16 protein-coding genes and 3 tRNA genes are annotated in these 20,276 nt (G+C 64.6%); 7 read left to right on the top strand and 12 right to left on the bottom strand.

What is annotated here, in order from left to right; all coding sequences use genetic code 11:
- Positions 1–41: 41 nt before the first annotated feature.
- The 4 genes from M0534_RS05635 to M0534_RS05620 all read right to left on the bottom strand — a co-directional run bounded on the left by M0534_RS05635 (position 42) and on the right by M0534_RS05620 (position 5,094).
- On the bottom strand, positions 42–2,474 hold the full coding sequence (locus M0534_RS05635; RefSeq protein ID WP_345894706.1) for a heavy metal translocating P-type ATPase: 2,433 nt from the start codon (positions 2,472–2,474) through the stop codon (positions 42–44).
- A 45-nt stretch (positions 2,475–2,519) separates the two neighbouring features.
- Entirely contained in the window at positions 2,520–3,008 is a 489-nt protein-coding gene (locus M0534_RS05630; protein ID WP_248567425.1) for a DUF192 domain-containing protein, read from the bottom strand.
- On the bottom strand, positions 3,008–4,384 hold the full coding sequence (locus M0534_RS05625) for a sodium-dependent transporter (RefSeq protein ID WP_248567424.1): 1,377 nt from the start codon (positions 4,382–4,384) through the stop codon (positions 3,008–3,010). The genes M0534_RS05630 and M0534_RS05625 overlap by 1 nt, the downstream gene beginning before the upstream one ends.
- A 107-nt stretch (positions 4,385–4,491) precedes the next feature.
- Positions 4,492–5,094, bottom strand: coding sequence for a class I SAM-dependent methyltransferase (locus M0534_RS05620; protein ID WP_248567423.1), 603 nt, complete (start codon positions 5,092–5,094; stop codon positions 4,492–4,494).
- A 400-nt stretch (positions 5,095–5,494) separates the two neighbouring features.
- Here M0534_RS05620 and M0534_RS05615 point away from each other — a divergent pair, with 400 nt between their 5' ends.
- Complete coding sequence (locus tag M0534_RS05615) at positions 5,495–6,160, top strand: CBS domain-containing protein (RefSeq protein WP_345894704.1); 666 nt, start codon at positions 5,495–5,497, stop codon at positions 6,158–6,160.
- 74 nt (positions 6,161–6,234) lie between these two features.
- On the opposite strand, the gene M0534_RS05610 is transcribed toward M0534_RS05615, so the two are convergent.
- The 7 genes from M0534_RS05610 to M0534_RS05580 all read right to left on the bottom strand — a co-directional run bounded on the left by M0534_RS05610 (position 6,235) and on the right by M0534_RS05580 (position 11,258).
- A tRNA-Leu gene (locus M0534_RS05610) sits at positions 6,235–6,321 on the bottom strand.
- A 184-nt stretch (positions 6,322–6,505) separates the two neighbouring features.
- A tRNA-Cys gene (locus M0534_RS05605) sits at positions 6,506–6,579 on the bottom strand.
- Positions 6,580–6,693: 114 nt separating this feature from the next.
- Positions 6,694–6,769: transfer RNA gene (locus M0534_RS05600), tRNA-Gly, on the bottom strand.
- 57 nt (positions 6,770–6,826) lie between these two features.
- Entirely contained in the window at positions 6,827–7,399 is a 573-nt protein-coding gene (gene pgsA / locus M0534_RS05595; protein ID WP_248567421.1) for a CDP-diacylglycerol--glycerol-3-phosphate 3-phosphatidyltransferase, read from the bottom strand.
- Between the two features lie 18 nt (positions 7,400–7,417).
- A complete protein-coding gene (gene uvrC / locus M0534_RS05590; RefSeq protein ID WP_345894703.1) occupies positions 7,418–9,259 on the bottom strand; it encodes an excinuclease ABC subunit UvrC in 1,842 nt (613 codons plus the stop codon).
- Positions 9,256–9,924: a uracil-DNA glycosylase gene (locus M0534_RS05585; protein WP_248567420.1), complete on the bottom strand. Its 669-nt coding sequence runs from the start codon at positions 9,922–9,924 to the stop codon at positions 9,256–9,258. The genes uvrC and M0534_RS05585 overlap by 4 nt, the downstream gene beginning before the upstream one ends.
- On the bottom strand, positions 9,921–11,258 hold the full coding sequence (locus tag M0534_RS05580; RefSeq protein ID WP_248567419.1) for an MFS transporter: 1,338 nt from the start codon (positions 11,256–11,258) through the stop codon (positions 9,921–9,923). The genes M0534_RS05585 and M0534_RS05580 overlap by 4 nt, the downstream gene beginning before the upstream one ends.
- Positions 11,259–11,698: 440 nt before the next feature.
- Here M0534_RS05580 and M0534_RS05575 point away from each other — a divergent pair, with 440 nt between their 5' ends.
- On the top strand, positions 11,699–12,538 hold the full coding sequence (locus M0534_RS05575; protein ID WP_248567418.1) for a RibD family protein: 840 nt from the start codon (positions 11,699–11,701) through the stop codon (positions 12,536–12,538).
- A gap of 12 nt (positions 12,539–12,550) precedes the next feature.
- On the opposite strand, the gene M0534_RS05570 is transcribed toward M0534_RS05575, so the two are convergent.
- Positions 12,551–13,939, bottom strand: a complete 1,389-nt coding sequence (locus M0534_RS05570; RefSeq protein ID WP_248567417.1) for a class II fumarate hydratase — start codon at positions 13,937–13,939, stop codon at positions 12,551–12,553.
- Positions 13,940–14,074: 135 nt separating this feature from the next.
- On the opposite strand from M0534_RS05570, the gene purB reads away from it, so the two are divergent.
- From purB to M0534_RS05545, 5 genes are all read left to right on the top strand, one after another.
- On the top strand, positions 14,075–15,442 hold the full coding sequence (gene purB / locus M0534_RS05565) for an adenylosuccinate lyase (RefSeq protein ID WP_248567416.1): 1,368 nt from the start codon (positions 14,075–14,077) through the stop codon (positions 15,440–15,442).
- Positions 15,443–15,466: 24 nt separating this feature from the next.
- Positions 15,467–16,594, top strand: coding sequence for a JmjC domain-containing protein (locus tag M0534_RS05560; protein WP_248567415.1), 1,128 nt, complete (start codon positions 15,467–15,469; stop codon positions 16,592–16,594).
- Complete coding sequence (locus M0534_RS05555; RefSeq protein WP_248567414.1) at positions 16,587–17,018, top strand: GNAT family N-acetyltransferase; 432 nt, start codon at positions 16,587–16,589, stop codon at positions 17,016–17,018. Before M0534_RS05560 ends, M0534_RS05555 begins: the two co-directional genes overlap by 8 nt.
- A gap of 12 nt (positions 17,019–17,030) precedes the next feature.
- Positions 17,031–17,528, top strand: a complete 498-nt coding sequence (locus tag M0534_RS05550) for a DUF7931 domain-containing protein (protein WP_248567413.1) — start codon at positions 17,031–17,033, stop codon at positions 17,526–17,528.
- A 559-nt stretch (positions 17,529–18,087) separates the two neighbouring features.
- Entirely contained in the window at positions 18,088–20,253 is a 2,166-nt protein-coding gene (locus M0534_RS05545; protein ID WP_248567412.1) for a malate synthase G, read from the top strand.
- Positions 20,254–20,276 lie beyond the last annotated feature (23 nt).

Genomic DNA, 20,276 nt, shown 5'->3' with positions numbered 1-20,276 from the left:
AGCCGCTCGTCGCCACTCTATCATTCGGAGTGGCTCGGATCTCAGTGTTTCCCTAGGCGCTGCCGCTTCAACCGCAAGGCATTGCCCAGGACGCTGATGCTGGACAGACCCATGGCAACGGCGGCCAGCATGGGTGACAGCAAAAGTCCGAACAGCGGGAACAGCAATCCAGCGGCCACCGGAATCAGCAGCGTGTTGTAGCCGAAGGCCCAGACCAGATTCTGGTGGATGTTGCGCAAGGTCGCCGTCGACAGCCGTATGGCGGCGTCCAGCCGGCGCAGATCATTGCCCATCAACACCACATCCGCCGACTCGATGGCAACGTCGGTGCCACTGCCGACGGCGATACCGATATCCGCCTGGGCCAGCGCCGGTGCGTCGTTGATACCGTCGCCGACAAACGCCACGGCACCGCCCTGCTCCTGCAGTTCGCGAACCACGGCAGCCTTGTCACCGGGCAGGGTCTCGGCGCGGACCTCGGCAATGCCGAGGATTGCGGCAACGGCTTCAGCGGTGCTGCGACCATCCCCCGTTACCATGACGCAGCGCAAGCCCTGTGCCCGCAGGCCGCGGATTGCCTCGCGCATGCCGTCACGAATCGGATCCGCAACGGCCAGCAGCGCCAGCAGCTGATTGCCCTCGGCGGCGAAGATTACGGTTCGGCCCCCGGCGGAAAGCGCCCCGGCCGTCGCGGCCAACGCCACGAGATCCACGCCTTGCGCGGCAAGGAAACGATCCGAGCCGATATGCAGGCGACGGCCCTCGACGGTCGCCGAAATGCCCTGGCCCGCCGTTATTTCAACCTCACTGGCATCGGCCAGGCCTGCAGGGGCCGCGGCAACAATGGCTGCCGCCAGGGGATGTTCCGATTGGCGTTCGACGGAAGCCAGCAACCGCAGCGTCGCCTCCCGGTCCAGGGCAACACCGGGGGCGAGTTCCAGATGCGTCAATTGTGGCCTGCCCACGGTCAGCGTTCCGGTCTTGTCGAAGGCCACCAGATCCACCTCACGCAGGGTTTGCAGCGCCTCGCCACCGCGGAACAGGATTCCCAGCTCTGCCGCCCTGCCGGTACCCACCATGATGGACACCGGTGTTGCCAGGCCCATGGCACAGGGACAGGCGATGATCAGTACGGCAACCGCGTTGACCAGCGCCAGGCTCAACGCGGATTCACCACCCAGCACCAGCCAGGCCAGGAAGGTGATTGCCGCCACCACCAGCACGGCAGGTACGAACCGGGCGGTGACCCGGTCCACCACGGCCTGAATGGGCAGTTTCGCGGCCTGCGCGTCCTGCACCATGCGTATGATGTTCGCCAGCACCGTGTCCTCGCCGGTGCGATCAACGCGGATCTCCAAGCTGGCGTTACCGTTGACACTGCCGCCGACAACGGCCTGTTCCGTGCCCCGCCGGACTGGCTCCGGTTCGCCACTGAGCATGGATTCGTCCACCCAGGATTCGCCGCTCAGCACCGTGCCATCGAGCGGGATTCGCTCACCCGGGCGCACCAGCAGGTGATCCCCCGGAACAAGGTTTTCAATCGGCTGGAGCTGCCAATCGGGGCCCCGGCGGACCAGCGCCTCCGGCGCCTGGAGTTCCAGCAAATGCCGGATTGCATCGCCGGTCCTGCCCTTGGCCCGACCCTCGATATAACGACCCAGCAGCACCAGGGTGATGATCACCGCCGCCGGTTCGAAATAAACGTGTACCGCGGCCGCCGGCAGCACCCCGGGTGCCAGCGTGGCGATCACCGAGTAACCGTAGGCGGCGCTGGTGCCCAACATGACAAGCGAATGCATATCCGGTGCGCCCCGCCACAGCGCTGGGCCGCCAAGCCTGTAGAACCGCCAACCCGGCCCGAACTGCACCACGGTGGCCAGCAGCATCTGCATGTAGAGGATCGCCGTGGTGCCAGCTGTCGCCTGCAACCAGCCTGCGAATCCGGGTACCAGGTGGCTGCCCATCTCGGTGACGAAGATCGGCAGGGTCAGCGCCGCGGCCAGCAGCGTCGCGCGCTGCAACCGTTCCAGATCCTGTTGGTCCCGCTGTTCACGCTGCCGCCGGGACGAGCTCCCGACATCAGCAAGTCGTGCCGGATAACCTGCCTGCGCCAGGGCGCGCAGCAGCCCGGGGACCAAGCCATCATCGGCAATCAGCTCCAGCCGCAGGCTGCCATCGGCCAGATTGGCCGACGCCTCGGTAACGCCTTCGACCGCGCGCGCTGCCGCCTCGACGCGCGCGACACAACTGCCACAATGCATCTCGTCGACGTCCAGCCGCAGCCTGCGCGACGGTACCGGGTATCCGGCCGTATCAAGCGCCTGTACTGCCTGATCGAGTTGAAACGCGGCGGGATCGACCTGTAGCCGGGCCTGCCCGGTCACCAGCTGGACCGTGGCCTCCGTGACACCGGGCACACTGCCCAACGCCTTTTCCACGCGTCCAACGCAGGACGCACAATGCATACCCTGCACGGGGAGTTGAATGGAACGGGATTCGACGGACGCCACTACCGGACCTCAGTCTGAACGCAGCGAACGGAGCTGCATGCCTTCCGCGAGACCAAGCCGCTCAGCCTCGCCGGCCAGCATTTCCAGCGCATAATGGAATGGATGATCCGGCCGGTACAGGGCCTCGCCCGGAATCATGCGTTGCCGGCTGCGAATCACTCCGTGTCGGTCAATGAACAGAATGTCCAGCGGCACATGCACATTCTGCATGTGAAAGGCGTGCTGCACCGGTCGCGGAAAACGAAACAGCATCGGATTGTCGCGCACCGCCTGCTCGCAGAGATGCTGCATGCCCGCCGCACGCTGCCGACGGTTCGCCGCGATCCTGACCGTGAACCGGACATCCTCGCCATTGCGGCTGGAAAACTGCACCGGCCGCCTTTCCATGGATTCCAGCGCCGCCGTGCTCTCAACACAGGCAGCCTGTGCCGCGCCCGCCATCACCAGTAGCGACAGGAGCAACACGCCCCGGTACCAGCACCAGGCCCGCCTGTTCATCAGCCAAACAGGCCAAGGGCGTTCATGAACACCAGCACGACCGCCAGCGGTGCAACAAACCGGGTCACCAGCAACCAGAGCCGGAAACGCAGGCTATCGGGCGGCATGCCAAGCTCCACCAGGCGCGTCTTCGAGCGGATCCGCCAGGCGGCGAACACGGCGATCAGCAAGCCACCCAGCGGCAGCATGATGTCATTGGAGACGAACTCAAGCAGATCGAATATCCCGAGATCGGCAAACGGCAGGATGCGCACGTCCGCCCAGACATTCAGCGACAGGCCGGCTGCAATACCCAGCAACCAGATGGCAAGCGTGATGATCGCGGCGGCGCCCGCCCGGCTCAGCGGCCCGCGTTCGGTGAGATAGGCGACGGCCGGTTCCAGCAGGGAAATCCCCGAAGTGATCGCGGCCACCGACAACAGCACGAAGAATACCATCCCGAGCAGCGTTCCCAGCGTGATTTCGCCAAACACCACGGGCAGGGTCACGAACACCAGCCCCGGCCCCTGGGCCGGTTCCATCCCCGCCGAAAAGACCACCGGGAATATGGCCAGCCCGGCAATGATCGCCGTCAACGTGTCCATGCCCACGATCCAGACCGTATTGCCGGGAATGGAGGCGCGCGATGGCAGGTAGGCGCCATAGACCATGATCGCCCCCATCCCCAGGCTGAGAGTGAAGAACGCCTGACCCAACGCGGTCAGAATGGTTCCTCCATCCACCGCGGAGAAATCAGGCCGGAACATGAACGCCAGGGTCTCGGCGAACCCGCCGGTCAGCGCGCCGTACAGCACGAGGAACAACAGCAGCAGGAACAGCAACGGCATCAGCAAGGTGACGGCGCGTTGCAGGCCCCGTCTGACGCCAGCGGCGACAATACCGAACAGCAGCAGCAGGAAGATGCTGTGCCACAACACGACCAGCCCCGGACTCGCGAGCACCCCCTCGAACAGGGTCCCGGCGGTGTCGGTGTCGATGCCCCGGAAACCGCCCTGAAAGGCCTCGAAACCGTAATACAGCGCCCAGCCACCGACCACGCTGTAAAACGACAGGATCATGAAGCCGGCGGCGACGCCGAGCCAGCCAAGGCCCTGCCAGGCCGGATTCAGTCCCTCATCGCGGGCGATCAGGCGCAGACTGTTGATCGGACTGTGCCGTCCCCGACGCCCGATCATGATCTCCGCCATCATGATCGGCAGACCGACCAGCAGAATGCACAGCAGGTAGATGACAACGAAGGCACCGCCGCCGTTATCACCCACCAGGTACGGAAACCGCCAGAGATTGCCGAGACCCACCGCGGAACCGGTGGCGGCGAGGATGAAAAACAGGCTGCTCGACCATTCTCCGTGGACGGATGCTCGTGGTGCCGCCATCACTCTCCCCTGCCTGAGCCGTTGGAATTCTTCTGCGCGGCGACCGCCCGTGGACCGCCCGACATTCATGCAAACCGTGCGTCAGTCTGCCATGACAGGGCAGACGGTCAATTGGCCTGCGGTTCCGGCGTCGGCTTGCGCGCGATCAGCATCGCCTCGTCGCGAAACCCCGATGACACGTCACCGAGGTCGCCCTCTTCGCGGTACACGACGGGCTGCAACGGCGCGAACAGGTGCAGCAATTCTCCCGAATCCAGCAGAAAGTCCGGGTTCGAGGGGCCGCGCCCATAAACCTTGAGCCGGGTGAAGGTCTGATACAGCAGCAGGCCCCCGGGCCGCAGCGCGTCGACCAGTGCCGCACAAAGCGGCCGATGCAAAAAGCGGCTGACCACGATGACGTCGAAACTGTTTTTTTCGGGAGGCCGCGTCTGCACATCCCGGATGCGAGCGGTCAACGGCAGGAAGCGCTTGCGGGCAAAACGGTTGACGGCAGAGACCGCGACATCGGAGATATCCCAGGCCTCGGTGTCGAGGCCAAGGCCGGAAAGGCAGATCCCGTTGGCAGCGAGCCCGGCGGCGACGTCCAGCGCGCGGCCCTCGCGCGGCAGCAGGTGGCTGTGCCAGGCCAGCACTTCAGCGGGCCCGGTCTCGTCGGGCTCCCGCCCCCGGTAGCGGGCGTTCCAGCGGGCATGAACAGGTTGCTCGGACACGGCGAGGTTCCGATTGTGGCGCCTTGCGCGGCGCGCGACAGGATGGTGCCCGGGGCCGGACCCAAACGGCCCTTGAGGCACGGGATAGGCTTTTCTTCGCCAGCGCGTACCTTAGGTCACCGCCTGACGGGCCATGGCGAACTTGCCATGATCTCCGATCGGCTCCCGCTTGGTCAAAGGACAGGTTAACACCCGGGAAAACTCTGATTTATTCCCGCCCAGGTTGGAGTCCGCATTTTTCCCGGGGCAAGGCAGGCTTTGCCGGGCCTTGCTATCTTCTGACGGGAGGCAAAGCCCGATGCGGAACCTGCCGGCAATCGAAGAATGAGGCGGTGGCCCGTGATTCGCGCGTCGCCTGTCCAAGACGCTTAGAGGACGCTCCATGCAAGCCAGAGACATCATGACTCGCAATGTCATCACCGTAGGGCCCGACAGCGAGGTGCGCGCGATCGCCTCCCTGCTGCTCGATAGCGGCATCAGTGCCGTGCCCGTGGTGGATGCCAACGCCAGGGTGCTGGGTATTGTCAGCGAAGGAGACCTGGTGCGCCGCGTCGAGAATGGCGGCGACCGCCGCGAGTCATGGTGGCTGAGGCTGGTGGCCGGCCGTGACCCCGCCGATTACGTCAAGTCCCACGGCCATCGGGCCCACCAGGTGATGACCCCTGACCCGATCACCATCGGTGAGGAGATGCCCTTGCACAAGATTTCCACCCTGCTCGAGCGGCACCAGATCAAGCGCGTGCCGGTGGTGAGCGCAGGCAAGCTGGTCGGCATCGTTAGCCGAGCGAACCTGCTGCGCGGCTTCTCGGTGTCCGAACCCGACGCCGAGGTGACCAGTGACGACCGAGAGATCCGCAAGGCGATCGTCAGGGAAGTTGACGAGAATACCGGCGTGCGGGCCGACCGCATCAACGTCATCGTTTCCGAAGGCCGGGTCCAGCTGTGGGGTATGGTGGAGAATCCACAGGAGAAGATGGCGGTGCAGGTGGCGGCCGAGAACACCGCGGGCGTCAAGGCCGTGGATAACAACCTCGGATTCACTCCGCCGGGTTTCGGCGGCATCTGATTGGCTCAGTACGGGTTAGGCCCTGATCTCAAGGCTCGAGAGTAGAGAACCTCTGGCGTGCGGGCGCATGTGACTGGTGCGGGTGGCCGGACTCGAACCGGCACGGCTTTTCAGCCTTCAGATTTTAAGTCTGATGTGTCTACCAATTCCACCACACCCGCTATATGGCCGTCACATATCGCTTGATAAATTCAATATAATTTATTGTTTTTCCACAATATTAAGGAAACTCTGATTTAAAGGGCCCGCCGGCCGGGAATTCCGCCACCCGGGCAGATGGCCCGGAAAAGACAGTGCCCGCGACTGCCTCCGCCGTCAATCGGCGAACTCGCGGGTCGAAGGGTATGGAGGCTCGGGCCGGAATCGAACCGACGTACACGGCTTTGCAGGCCGCTGCATCACCACTCTGCCACCGAGCCGGAGGCGAACTGCGCTTTCCGCGCATGGTACCAGTGACGATGCGCCGCGGGCGAAACCGCGAGACCGTCATCCGGATACACAAAGCCCCGGCGGAGCCGGGGCTTGCAGGAATCTGGAGCGGGAAACGAGACTCGAACTCGCGACCCCAACCTTGGCAAGGTTGTGCTCTACCAACTGAGCTATTCCCGCTTGAGTGGCGCCTATTCTAATCCGGGCGCCCTCCCTGTCAAGCCTGACTCCGTGTTTTCAACGGTTGGATTGCGGCTCGCGCGCGAGCACCTTCCAGGCGGCCATCAGGTAGAGAACCATCGACCAGAGAGTCAGTGCTGCGGCAGCAAACAGCAACAACAGACCGACCGCGTGCATGGATACGCCGAGCACCGGTTCCCGGTACAGCAGCATGGTGATCGACACCATCTGCAGCGCGGTCTTCACCTTGCCCAGCATGTTGACGGCGACATGGGCCCGTTCGCCGAGCTCTGCCATCCATTCGCGCAGTGCCGAGACGGCAATTTCGCGGCAGATGATGATCGCCGCCGGCAATGCGAACAATGGCGAGGGATTGACCGCCACCAGGGCCACCAGCGCCACTGCCACCATCAGCTTGTCCGCCACCGGATCGAGAAAGGCGCCGAAGGCGGATGTCTGACCAAGCCGGCGAGCCAGATAGCCATCCAGCCAGTCGGTCACTGCCGCCAATGCGAAGATGAACGCCGCAGCCAGATTCGCCCAGCCCACCGGCAGCAGGAACACCAGGCCAAACACCGGAATCAGGACGATCCGCCCCAGTGTCAGGGCATTTGGCAGATTGAGTGGCATCGCCATCTCCCCAATTATCTATGGCGCCGGGCCATCGTCGTGGAAGGTGTCGTAGACCCGCTGGGCCAGCTCTCGGCTGATCCCCTTGACACTGGCCAAGTCTTCAACACCAGCACGAGATATGCCGCGCAGGCCACCGAATTGTTTTAATAAAATCTGTCGGCGCTTGGGCCCAAGACCGGGAACATCCTCAAGCCGCGAGGTGCGCCGGGTCTTGTCCCGGCGAGCCCGATGTCCGGTGATGGCGAAGCGGTGCGCCTCGTCCCGCACCTGCTGCAACAGGTGCAGTGCCGGCGAATCTGGCGGCAGTATAACGACATCCTCCTGGCCCGCACGAAACAGGGTTTCCTCGCCCGGACGCCGGTCCGGCCCCTTGGCGATACCGACCAGCTCCACGCCGGTGACCTGGAGCTCCTCGAGCGCTTCCATGGCCTGCTTCAACTGGCCCCGACCGCCGTCGATCAGCAACAGGTCCGGCAAACGGCCCTCGCCCTCCCGCAGGCGCTTGTACCGCCGGGTCAGGGCCTGACGCATCGCTGCGTAGTCGTCGCCGGCCGTAATGTCGCGGATATTGAAGCGACGATAATCCGATTTGCGTGCACCCTCGGTATCGAACACAACACAGGACGCCACCGTCGCCTCACCCGCCGTGTGACTGATATCGAAACACTCGATGCGTTCCGGCACCTCCGCCAGGCTCAGCGCCTGCTGCAGCCCTTCGAAGCGCTGCTGCATGCCGGCATGACTGGCCAGGCGTGCAGCGAGCGCTGCACGTGCATTGGTCACCGCCATGTCCAGCCAGCGCCGGCGCTCGGCACGCACCCGCTGCCGGATGCTGACCTGCAGACCGCTTTCGCGACTCAGCGCTTCCTCCAGCAGGTCCTTCTCCGGCACCGCACCATTGACCAGGATCTCGCGTGGCGCCTGGCGCCCCAGGTAGTAGCGGGCGAGAAAGGCGGTCAGCACCTCGTCTTCATCGGTTTCCTCGGGAATGCGCGGGAAGTAGCTGCGATTGCCCAGGTTTTGACCTCCGCGGATATAGAACACCTGGACACAGGCCTGACGTCCCTCATGCACACAGGCAACCACGTCCAGATCGCCCTTCTCGCCGCTGATGTACTGTTTTTCCTGGATCTGGCGCAGGCTGCTGATCCGGTCACGCAGGCGCGCGGCCTGTTCGAAATCCAGTGCCTCCGCTGCCTTTTCCATCGCAGCTGCCAGCTCGTCAATGACCTCGCCGCTGCGGCCTTCGAGAAACTTCACTGCATGGCTGACATCGCGGGCGTAGTCCGCGGGGCTGATGTATCCCACGCAGGGCGCCGTGCAGCGCTCGATCTGGTATTGCAGGCACGGGCGCGAACGATTGCGGAAAAAGCTGTCCTCGCATTGCCGGACCGGAAACACCTTCTGCAGATGGCTCAGCGTGTTGCGCACTGCCGTGGCGCTCGGAAACGGACCGAAGTAACGACCGCCCTTGCGCCGGCTGCCGCGATAGAACCCCAGTCGTGGAAAATCACTGTGGTCGCTGAGCACGATGAACGGATAGCTCTTGTCATCCCGCAACAGGACGTTGTAGCGCGGGCTGTGCTGCTTGATCAGGTTGTTCTCGAGGATCAGGGCCTCGGCCTCGGTATGGGTCACCGTGATCTCGATATCGCGGATCTGGCGCACCATGGCGTCAATCCGGCTGCCCCGGTTGCTGCGGTTGAAGTAGCTGGCCACACGACGCTTCAGTCGACGCGCCTTGCCCACGTACAGTACCGTGCCGCTGGCGTCGATCATGCGGTAAACACCGGGTTTCTCCGGCAGATGCCGAATCACTGCCCTGGCGTCGAACTCGGAGGCACTGGGTGACTTCACGACTGATCCAATAGCTCGCGGACGCGCCGGAATACGGCCTGGAACATGGCCGGCGTCAGGCGCCGGGTCTGCGTGTTGTACCGACTGCAGTGATAGGAATCCAGCAGGGTGAATCCCGCCGCCGGCCGGTGTTCGGCCGCATGGCCGAAAGCGAACCGGCTGCGCCGCTCACCCAGGGCCGCAAGCACTGCATCGTGCGCAATACGGCCCAGGGCCAGCACCACGGCTTTCTCCGGCAGGTGCTCAAGGTCATGCCGCAGGTACGGCGAGCAGCTCCGAACCTCGGCCGGCGTTGGCTTGTTCTGGGGCGGCAGGCATCGCACCGCGTTGCTGACCCGCGCATCCATCAATTGGAGACCGTCGTCGGCGGAATGGCTCTCCGGCGCACTGGCAAAGCCGAAGTCGTACAGCGTCTGATACAGCAGGATGCCGGCATGATCGCCGGTAAACGGCCGTCCGGTGCGGTTCGCACCATGCATGCCGGGCGCCAGGCCAACGATCAGGAATCGTGCCCGGGAATCGCCGAAATCGGGCACCGGCGCGGCGTGGTAGTCCGGCCTCTCGGCGGCAATGGCATCCAGGAATCCGGCCAACCGCGGGCAGGCGCGACACGCCGGATCGAAGGGTTTCGCAGCCTGCTGCAACGTTCTCCTGTTATCGCTCATTGCGCCATCATCCGTTCCGCCTCCGGCATGCGCCAGGCCGCCATCGCCCCGGCAAGGCCCAGCAGGACCAGCACGGCCACAAGCACGTCGGCACCGAAAAACTGGGCAATGAAGCCCAGCCCACCGCCGGCGATCGCAAGCAGACCGATCGAGGTATTGCTGAAGGCCACGTAAAGCGGCCGCTCGCCGCTGGGCGCGGCGTCGACCAGGTAGGTCTTGCGCCCCAGCCGCACCCCGGCCTCGGCAATGCCGAGCACCAGGAATACGCTGGTGTAGATCCAGGCCTGCTGCAGCGGCTCCGGACCCAGCGCGATGATCAGTGCAAGCACGCCTGCCAGGGCACCGAACAGGCCGCTCAGGAGCAACACCGTGCGACTCGACTGGTCCGCGAAATACCCCCAGAACGGGCTGCTGACAACACTGGCCAGCCCCAGGGTGATGACAAATACACCCAGGGCGGCCACTTCACCGCCAAACACGTTCTCGCCGTGCAAGGCATAGAACGGCATCGCGAGTTCCACCGACAGCAACAGCCCGCGGGTGGTGATGTAGCGCCGATAACCCGGCACATCGCGCGTCACCGCCAACCCCCGGCGCAACTCCTGCACCGGATTGCGGCCCCCGTCCGTGGCACCCGGGGTTTCGTCCACTAGCAGGAACAGCAGCGCCGCCAGCCCCCAGAGCGCCGCCGCGACGACCACCAGCCCCAGGTAGACGCCGATGGCGTCGGCCCCGCCGAAAAACAGGTGCAGCACAAACCCGGCCGCCAGGGTCAGTCCACCACCGATCGCCGCCCGTGCCGACAGCAGCCGTCCCCGCCGGCCCTTGGGAATGGTCTTGCCGGTGACATCCTGAAAGGCTACCGAGCCGACCCCGCTGCAGATCGCGAACAACAGGAACAGCGCCAGGATCACAAGCCCCGCGGCCACTGGCGGCAGCACGAGAACAGCAACGACAATCAACAGCAGCAAGGCGGCCTGGCACAGCCCGGCAGCAACCCAGGCCCACTTGCGTCGTGCAAGCCGCCGGATCTGCCCGGACACCAGCAACTGCGGCGCCAGCGAACCGACCTGCTTGGCCGGCATCAGGAAGCCGATGATAGCGGCCGGTGCACCCAGCGCAGACAGCAGCCAGGGCAGCACCAGATTCGGCCCGGCCAGCTGTTCCGCCAGCTTGGTCGAGGCGCCGTTGCCGATATTCAGCAGGAAGTTTCGGGGCACATCCGAGCAGGCGCTGTCGGGAATGGCCTCGCAGCTGCGCTCGTCGCTGTCATCGCCACTGAGTATTCGATAACTGCGTTCGACGACATCATCGGTCGGTCTGATCAGCGCCATGGCGTTCCCCGGTAAGGAAACACTGATTCATTCCCGCGTCTGCGCCCGAGACCGGTTTTGGTCATCTGGCAAGGCGCGGTGCCGGTTCGGTAGCGGTAGCGACCGGGCCGGTGGCGCAACGCCGCCAGGGGCCAAAACCGGCCGGGCCCCTTGGGTTGGGCCGCATTTTTCCCGACTGCTGCGTTGCGCTGCTTGACCGCAGAACGACTGCGGCGCTGCGCAGCGCGCCTTGCCTCGGAAAAATGCGGACGCCAACGCAGGCGTGCGAATAAATCAGTGTTTCCTTAAGCGCGCCTTGCCCCGGAGAAATTGCGGACTCCAACGCAGGCGTGCGAATGAATCAGTATTTCCTTATGTTGCTGTGAGTGTCGGCGCCAAGCCTATCAGCGAAAGGCCACTGCCGGCCCAACGAAACCCCTCCCCGTGTTGCAAAGGATGTCATGTACCAAGATCGCGTTTTACCGCTGTTCGGTCCCGGCCCGCTGGTTTCCCGCCCGCTGAAAGGCCTCTATCGTGACCAGGTGCTACCCGACCGGGGCCGCGCCGGCCCGTGGATCTACGCCAACTTCGTACAGACCCTGGACGGCCGTATTTCCCTGATCGACGCGCAGACCGGTATCGAGGGCGTCGCAGGCAGCATCGCCGACCCGCGGGACTGGCGGCTGTTCCAGGAACTGGCCTCGCATGCAGACGTGCTGCTCTCCAGCGGACGCTACCTGCGCGACCTGCGGGCCGGCACCGCGCAGGACATCCTGCCGCTGGGCAGCGACACCGATTTCCTGGATCTGCACGCGGCGCGGCGCGATCGCGGCCAGGCGCTGCAGCCGGACGTGCTGGTGATCAGTGCCAGCCTCGATTTCGTGGTCCCGCAACTGCTGCTGGAGCAGGGACGCACCATCCACGTCCTGACCACCGCGGATGCCGATTCCGAACGCCTGCATCGGCGCAAGGATGAGGGGGCAAGGGTACACCAGCTTGGCACCGGCGAACGGGTCAGTGGCACCGCCATTGCGTCGATCCTGAGCGGTCTGGGATATCGCCGGGCCTACTGTGCGACGGGCCCCTGGGTGTTCCATACCCTGGCCGCGGACGGCGTGCTGGACACCCTTTTCCTGACCACACGGCATCGTCTGGTGGCGGGCAACGGGGGCAGCTTCATTGCCGGCGCGACGCTGGAGCCACCCGCCGACCTGAAACTGGAAACCCTGTTTCTCGATCAGGGCGCGGCGGTGGGCCAGCTTTATGCCCGGTACCAGGTGCTGGCGCCGCCCGGCAGCTGATCAAAGGCTGACTCAGTCGCCACCGACGATACCCCCGCGCGTGAGGCTCCGCGGATCCAGCAGCCGCTCCAGCTCGGCGCGACTCAGGCTACAGGATTCCTCGGCAACATCGAGCACCGGACGGCCTTCCGCATAGGCTTTCTTGGCGATCGCCGCACCGGCCTCATAGCCGATGACCGCGTTCAATGCGGTAACCAGGATCGGATTGCGTGCGAGTACCCCGTCGAGCTGTACCTGATTCACGGTAAAACCGTCCACGGCCTGGGTTGCCAACGCCGTTGCACCATTGGCAAGCAAGCCAATACTTTCAAGCAATGTCTCAGAAATAACTGGCAACATCACGTTTAATTGAAAGTTTCCTGACTGACCGGCTACACCGATCGTGGCATCGTTGCCCATCACCCTGGCACAGACCATGGTCACGGCCTCGGGAATCACCGGATTGACCTTGCCGGGCATGATGCTGGAACCCGGCTGCAGGGCCGGCAGGGAAATCTCTCCCAGACCGGCCAGCGGTCCACTGTTCATCCAGCGCAGATCGTTGGCGATCTTCATCAACGCGACCGCCAGGGCGCGCAACTGACCCGAAAATGCCACTGCGGCGTCCTGACAGCTCAGCGCCTGAAACCGGTCCGGGGCGACGCAAAACGCCAGACTGGTCTGGGCGGAAAGGTCGGCCGCAACCCGCTCGGCAAACTCGGGATGGGCATTGATGCCGGTGCCCACCGCGGTACCGCCGATAGCCAGCGCCAGCAGGCCGTCGGCAGACTGCTGCAGGCGCTGCCGCGCGGCATCGATCTGCGCGGCCCAGGCACCGATCTCCTGCCCCAGCGTGACCGGCATGGCATCCATCAGATGCGTGCGTCCGGTCTTGGCGACGTCGGCAAACTCCTGCGCCCGCCGCTGCAGGCTCCCATGCAGGCGATCAAGCGCCGTCCGTAGCTCCCGGTGCCAGGCCAGCGCGGCACTGACGTGCAGGGCGGTCGGTATCACGTCATTGCTGCTCTGGCCCATGTTGACGTGATCGTTGGGGTGACAGCTGGTACCCGATGCCTCGCTGGCCAGCCGGGCAATCACCTCGTTGGCGTTCATATTGCTGCTGGTGCCGGAACCGGTCTGGTAGACATCTACCGGAAATGCACCGGCATGCTCCCCATTGGCAATGGCGCGGGCGGCATTCTCGATCGCCGCCGCGCGCACGCCATCCAGCAAGCCCAAATCCCGGTTGGCCACGGCCGCCGCCGCCTTGACCAGGCCCAGCGCCCGTACGAAACCCGCCGGCATCGCACGCCCGCTGATCTGGAAGTTCTGCACGGCGCGCTGAGTCTGCGCCCCGTAGAGCGCGTCGGCCGGCACCTGCAGTTCACCCATGCTGTCCCGTTCAGTGCGAAACCCGTGCATACCGCACCTCCTCACGATCTATGCTCGCGCCGTCCCCGCCGGTTCCGGCATCGTCCGTACACCCGCCCGGCCGATGTGATTCGCCGGTCGTTTCCCTACAATAGCGGGCATTTCCGATTCAGCCTGGAGACCGACATGGATCTGACCTCGCTCACCGCCATATCACCGGTGGATGGCCGCTATGCCGCCAAGACCAAAACCCTGCGCGGGATTTTCAGCGAATACGGCCTGATCCGGCATCGCGTGATCGTCGAGATCCGCTGGTTCCAGGCCCTGGCTGCCAGCCCTGACATCGCCGAAGTACCCACACTGTCGGACGAGGCGCGGCGGTACCTCGATCACATCATCAGCAACTTCTCGGTGGCCGATGCCGAACGCGTCAAGGCCATCGAGAGCACCACCAATCATGATGTGAAGGCGGTGGAATACTTCCTCAAGGAACGCATGGTCGAGCAGCCGGAGCTGGCCGCCATTCGCGAATTCGTGCACTTTGCCTGCACCTCGGAGGACATCAACAATCTCGCCTACGGCCTGATGCTGCAGGTGGCGCGGGAGGATGTCTTGCTGCCGGCGCTGGATGGCATCATCCGCAGCCTGCGGCAAATGGCCCATGCCGAGGCCGCAACGCCGATGTTGTCCCGGACTCACGGCCAGACCGCATCACCCACCACGCTGGGCAAGGAAGTGGCGAATGTCTGCCACCGGCTGCAGCGCAGCCGCGACCAGATCGCCGCGGTGGAGATTCTGGGCAAGATCAACGGTGCGGTCGGAAACTACAACGCGCACCTCGCGAGTTATCCGGAGATGGACTGGCCCGGCTTCGCCCGCGCCTACGTCGAAGGCCTGGGACTCAGCTGGAACCCCTATACCACCCAGATCGAGCCGCATGACTGCGTTGCCGAGCTATTCGATGCCTGCGCGCGCGCCAACACGGTGCTGCTGGACTTCAGTCGGGACGTCTGGGGCTACATCTCGCTGGGCTATTTCCGTCAGAACCTGGTCGAAGGCGAAGTGGGCTCCTCGACCATGCCGCACAAGGTCAACCCGATCGATTTCGAGAACGCCGAGGGCAACCTGGGCATCGCCAATGCGGTCTATGGCCACCTGGCGAGCAAGCTGCCCATCTCGCGCTGGCAGCGGGACCTGACCGATTCCACGGTGCTGCGCAACCTGGGTGTCGGCATGGCACACACGATGATCGCACTGGACTCGCTGGCCAAGGGCCTCGGCAAGCTGGCCGTCAACAATCAGCGCCTGGCCGAGGATCTGGACGGCAACTGGGAGGTACTGGGCGAGGCGATCCAGACCGTGATGCGCCGGCATGGCATCGACGAGCCCTACGAGAAACTCAAGGCCCTGACCCGTGGCAAGCGGGTGGACGGGCCGGCCATGCGCGCGTTCATCGATAACCTCGACTTGCCCGAAGACGCCAAGGCACGGCTCAAGGCAATGACCCCCGCGGATTACACCGGCAATGCGGCCGACCAGGCCCGGGCAGTCTGAATGGGCGTGGACGAGGTCCGGGGCATGCCCGACGCCGTGACCTTCATCGGTCGTTACTGGCAGCAACGCCCCCTGCTGATCCGCTCGGCGTTTGCCGACTTCGACTGTCCGCTGTCGGTGGACGAGGTCGGCGGCCTGGCGCTTGACGCGGACATCGAGTCACGCCTGATCCTGGGCTCCACCGATGCCGGCTGGTCGCTGCAGCATGGGCCGTTCGACGAGGCAACGCTGAGCAGCCTGCCGCCGCAGGACTGGACCCTGCTGGTCCAGGACGTGGACAAGCACCTGCCGGAGCTGGCCGGAGTTCTGGACCGCTTCGCCTTCCTGCCGGACTGGCGGGTGGATGACCTGATGATCAGCATCGCCGGCGATGGCGGTTCGGTCGGCGCCCACCGCGACCGCTACGACGTCTTCCTGCTGCAGGCCGAGGGCCGCCGGCGCTGGTTGATCGACCGGGATCCGCTTGCCGACCTGCAGGACGACGCCAGCGGCCCGCTGCGTCTGCTAAGAGGTTTCGCGCCGAGCGACGACATGCTGCTGCACCCGGGCGACATGCTCTATCTGCCCGCCGGCCTTCCGCATCACGGCATCGCGGATGGCCTCTGCCAGACCTGGTCGATCGGTTTCCGAGGCCCCAAACTGGATGAGTTGCTGGCCGAGCTGTTCCAGATCCTGGTCGTGCAATGCCCGGACTCTGTCCTTACCGACCGACTGGGCGGGCCCGCACGGCACCGGGCGGAACTTGATCCGGACAGCCTGGCCAGCCTGCGCGAAGCCCTGCGGCAGGCGCTCCAGACCACGCCCGAACTGCTCGATCAGGCCATAGCCCGCGCACTCAGTACGCCGAAACCCGGGCTGCCGGATCCTGCGGACCAGCCCGTACCCGATCTGCCCGAGGTGCTTCCGGCAGACGCCGTCCTGCTGCGCAACCCGGTCTGTCGTATCCTGCTGCTGCCGGGACAGGACGACGGCTTTTACCTCAACGGCAGTCTGCAACCGCTGCCACCGGGATGCCTGCCGCTGTTGCGCCAACTCGCCAGCAGCAGCCAGGTGCGCGTATCCGAGCTGGCGCTGGCACGCTACGGTAAGGAGGGAGAAGCACTGCTGTTCGGCCTGTTGCGGGAGGAACACTGGTGGTTGCTGGATGACTGATCGGGATTTCCAGATAGAGCATGGTGACTGGGACAGTCTCCGTTCGGAAGCGGTGGTGATCCGTTTCGGGGTGTTCGTACTCGAACAACAGGTGCCCGAAGAGCTGGAACTCGATCTGCATGATCCCGACTGCGTCCACTGGCTGGTCCGCGCTGCCGATGGCGATGCCATTGCCACCGCGCGACTGGCTCCGGACGGCCAGATTGGCCGGATGGCGGTAATGCCGGACTGGCGGGGCCGCGGCATCGGCAGCGCGTTGTTGCGCGCCATGGTCGATTACGCCAGGGAAGCCGGTCTGCCGACGCCTCACCTGCATGCCCAGGAACAGGCGCTGGGTTTCTACGAACGCCAGGGGTTCATTGCCGAAGGCCCGGGTTTTGATGACGCCGGCATTCCGCATCGCGCCATGCGGCTGCCCGATTGATGGAGACAGGCCATGCCCGCCAAGCCACCGGAAAGCCCGACGCGGCTGGATTCGCTGACCGAAACCCGAACCGCCCTGCTGGAGCTGATCGCAGGCGCCAGCCGCCACCTGGACATACTCTCGCCGGATCTCGATCGTGCGCTGTTCGACAATAGCGACGTCGCCGACGCGATTCGTGAGCTCGTGGTCCGCGCCGGCCCCCAGGCGCGGATCCGCATCCTGGTCGAGGACGCCGCCGGCGTGAGCCATGGCGGTCATCAGATACTCGGGCTGGGCCACCGGCTGACGACGGCGATGGATTTCCGACGGCTTGCCGCCGAAGACAGGGGCGATGTCGGCAATCTGGTTATCGCGGACCGCAACGGCCTGCTGCGCTGGGATCGCAACAAGGCCAGCTTTGCGGTGGATGGCCGTGGTGACCGGGGCGCAGCAATCGCCGAAGGACAACAGTTCGACCGGCGTTGGGACCACTCCATCGACGATCCGGAACTGCGCCGACTGGCACTCTAAAAGCCCACAACCTGGAATACGGCGCCAGGAAACACTGACTAATTCTCGCGCCTGCGTTGGAGTCCGCATTTTTTCCGAGGCAAGGCGCACCGAACACGCCGCGTAGGGTGTATTAAGCGCAGCGAATGCACGCGGTGTGATCCGCCATGATCGTGGCAACGGGCTCTCGCTCACCACGACCGCCACCGCTAATACTCACCGCGCCCTGGTTCGTCCTGAACCTTCCTTGTGCGAAAATCTTTGGTGTCCCCTACCCGATCACACCGCGTGGGTCCGCTTCGCTTGACCCACCCTACGCCTCTGGGCAGAAGCACGTCGCCTTGGGTCAGGGGAGCCACGGAACCGGCACCGCGCCTTGCCAGATGAGCAAAACCGGTCTTGATCGCAGGCGCGGGAATAAGTCAGCGTTTCCTTATAATGGAAACCGTTTCCATTTTTGTGCATCGCACTGCAACATCGGCTAGACTGACGGGCCAGATCAGTAGGCGCGCCGTGTCGCCTGCTGCGCTCCCATTCAAGTGGTACGTGCCGTCACGTGCCCTTCAGCATGGAGGTTCCGATGGTCGAACGCATTGAAACAGGTGGTCTGCAGGTTGCGAAGGAACTGCATGATCTGGTCGCCAACGAGATCGTTCCGGGCCTGGACATCAAGCCGGATCATGTCTGGCAGGCACTGGGCGACATGGTGCGGGACCTGGGACCGCGGAATCGCGAACTGCTGGAAATCCGCGACCGGATGCAGCGGCAGATCGACGACTGGCACCTGGCCCGCCGGGGCCAGCCGCACGACGCGGCAGCATACAAGGACTTCCTCAAGGAAATCGGTTACCTGCTGCCTGAAGGTGATGCGTTTTCTGTCAGCACCCGCAATGTCGATCCCGAGATCGCCGAGATCGCCGGCCCGCAGTTGGTGGTGCCGACCAATAATGCCCGCTTTGCACTGAACGCCGGAAACGCCCGCTGGGGCAGCCTGTACGATGCGCTTTACGGCACCGATGTCATTCCCCAGGACGGCGACCTGGCAATCACCGACGGCTTCAACGAGAAGCGCGCCGCCGAGGTGGTCCGCCGCGCAGCGGCCATCCTCGATCAGGCCGCGCCGCTTACACTGGGCAGTCACGCCGATGCCACCGGCTATTCGGTGACCGGTGGCAAGCTGGTGGTCCGCCTGAACAGCGGCGAGGCCGGGCTGAAGGATACCGCACAGTTCGCCGGTTACAACGGCGACGCCGACACCCCGGATGCCGTGCTGCTGCGTTGCAACGGGCTGCACCTGGAAATCCAGATCGACAAGGCCGATGCCATCGGCAGCAAGCATGCGGCCGGGGTCAAGGACCTGCTGATCGAATCGGCGGTTACCGCCATCATGGACTGCGAGGACTCGGTGGCCGCGGTCGACGGCGAGGACAAGGTTGGCGTCTACCGCAACTGGCTGGGTCTGATGAAGGGCGATCTGGAGGAACAGGTGAGCAAGGGTGGCAAGACCTTCACCCGCCGCCTGAACGCGGACCGTCACTACACCACACCGGACGGTGCCGAGCTGACGCTGCCGGGTCGTGCCCTGATGCTGGTGCGGAATGTTGGCCACCTGATGACCACGCCGGCGGTGCTCGACGCCTCCTCCGGCAACGAGATTCCGGAAGGCATGCTCGATGGCATGCTGACCACCCTTTGCGCGCTGCATGACCTGAAGGGACTGGGCAAGCACAGCAATTCCCGGACCGGCAGCATGTACATCGTCAAGCCGAAGATGCACGGCCCGGAGGAAGTGGCCTTCGGCTGTGAAATCCTGAACCGGGTCGAGGATGCACTGGGGGTGGAACGCAACACCCTGAAGATCGGGGTCATGGACGAGGAACGCCGCACCACGGTCAACCTGAAGGAATGCCTGCGTGCGGCCCGCGAACGGGTGATCTTCATCAACACCGGCTTCCTCGACCGCACCGGCGATGAAATCCACACCTCGATGGAACTGGGACCGTTCAAGCGCAAGGATGCGATCAAAGGCGAACCCTGGATCAAGGCCTACGAAGACTGGAACGTCGACGTCGGGCTGGAATGCGGCCTGCAGGGCCATGCGCAGATCGGCAAGGGCATGTGGCCGAAGCCGGACCGCATGGCAGAGATGATGGAAGCCAAGCTCGGCCATCCGAAGGCGGGCGCCAACACCGCCTGGGTCCCCTCGCCCACCGCCGCGACGCTGCATGCCACCCACTATTACCAGGTGGACGTGAAGGCGGTTCAGAAAGAGCTGAAAAAACGCGGACGGGCCAGTCTGGACGACATCCTGACCATCCCGGTCGAGGCGGATCCGCAGTGGTCGGCCGAGGAGATCCAGCAGGAGCTCGACAACAATGCCCAGGGCATCCTCGGCTACGTGGTGCGCTGGATCGACCAGGGTGTGGGTTGTTCCAAGGTGCCGGACATCAACGACATCGGCCTGATGGAAGACCGTGCGACGCTGCGCATCTCCAGCCAGCACATCGCCAACTGGCTGCATCACGGCATCGCCGATGAACAACAGGTGATGGAAACCATGAAACGGATGGCCGAGGTGGTGGACCGGCAGAACGCCGGTGACCCCAACTACACGCCGATGGCCCCCGGATTCGACGGCGTCGCCTACCAGGCCGCCTGTGAGCTGGTGTTCAAGGGCCGTGAGCAGCCCAGCGGCTACACCGAACCGGTCCTGCATCGTCGCCGTCAGGACGCGAAGCGAAACTGACAAACCGGAGGGCAACATCATTG

The organism is Methylonatrum kenyense (assembly GCF_023195885.1).
GTDB lineage: Bacteria > Pseudomonadota > Gammaproteobacteria > Nitrococcales > Aquisalimonadaceae > Methylonatrum > Methylonatrum kenyense.
Note: the sequence above shows the minus strand (reverse complement) of the source record. Positions and strands in the feature narration are given on the sequence as shown.

Excerpts from the sequence above, each read along its gene's own strand:
- M0534_RS05630 (WP_248567425.1), bottom strand. The coding sequence starts at position 3,008 with ATGAACAGGCGGGCCTGGTGCTGGTACCGGGGCGTGTTGCTCCTGTCG.
- M0534_RS05625 (WP_248567424.1), bottom strand. The coding sequence starts at position 4,384 with ATGGCGGCACCACGAGCATCCGTCCACGGAGAATGGTCGAGCAGCCTG.
- M0534_RS05615 (WP_345894704.1), top strand. The coding sequence starts at position 5,495 with ATGACTCGCAATGTCATCACCGTAGGGCCCGACAGCGAGGTGCGCGCG.
- pgsA (WP_248567421.1), bottom strand. The coding sequence starts at position 7,399 with ATGCCACTCAATCTGCCAAATGCCCTGACACTGGGGCGGATCGTCCTG.
- M0534_RS05585 (WP_248567420.1), bottom strand. The coding sequence starts at position 9,924 with ATGAGCGATAACAGGAGAACGTTGCAGCAGGCTGCGAAACCCTTCGAT.
- M0534_RS05580 (WP_248567419.1), bottom strand. The coding sequence starts at position 11,258 with ATGGCGCTGATCAGACCGACCGATGATGTCGTCGAACGCAGTTATCGA.
- M0534_RS05575 (WP_248567418.1), top strand. The coding sequence starts at position 11,699 with ATGTACCAAGATCGCGTTTTACCGCTGTTCGGTCCCGGCCCGCTGGTT.
- M0534_RS05570 (WP_248567417.1), bottom strand. The coding sequence starts at position 13,939 with ATGCACGGGTTTCGCACTGAACGGGACAGCATGGGTGAACTGCAGGTG.
- purB (WP_248567416.1), top strand. The coding sequence starts at position 14,075 with ATGGATCTGACCTCGCTCACCGCCATATCACCGGTGGATGGCCGCTAT.
- M0534_RS05560 (WP_248567415.1), top strand. The coding sequence starts at position 15,467 with ATGCCCGACGCCGTGACCTTCATCGGTCGTTACTGGCAGCAACGCCCC.
- M0534_RS05555 (WP_248567414.1), top strand. The coding sequence starts at position 16,587 with ATGACTGATCGGGATTTCCAGATAGAGCATGGTGACTGGGACAGTCTC.
- M0534_RS05550 (WP_248567413.1), top strand. The coding sequence starts at position 17,031 with ATGCCCGCCAAGCCACCGGAAAGCCCGACGCGGCTGGATTCGCTGACC.
- M0534_RS05545 (WP_248567412.1), top strand. The coding sequence starts at position 18,088 with ATGGTCGAACGCATTGAAACAGGTGGTCTGCAGGTTGCGAAGGAACTG.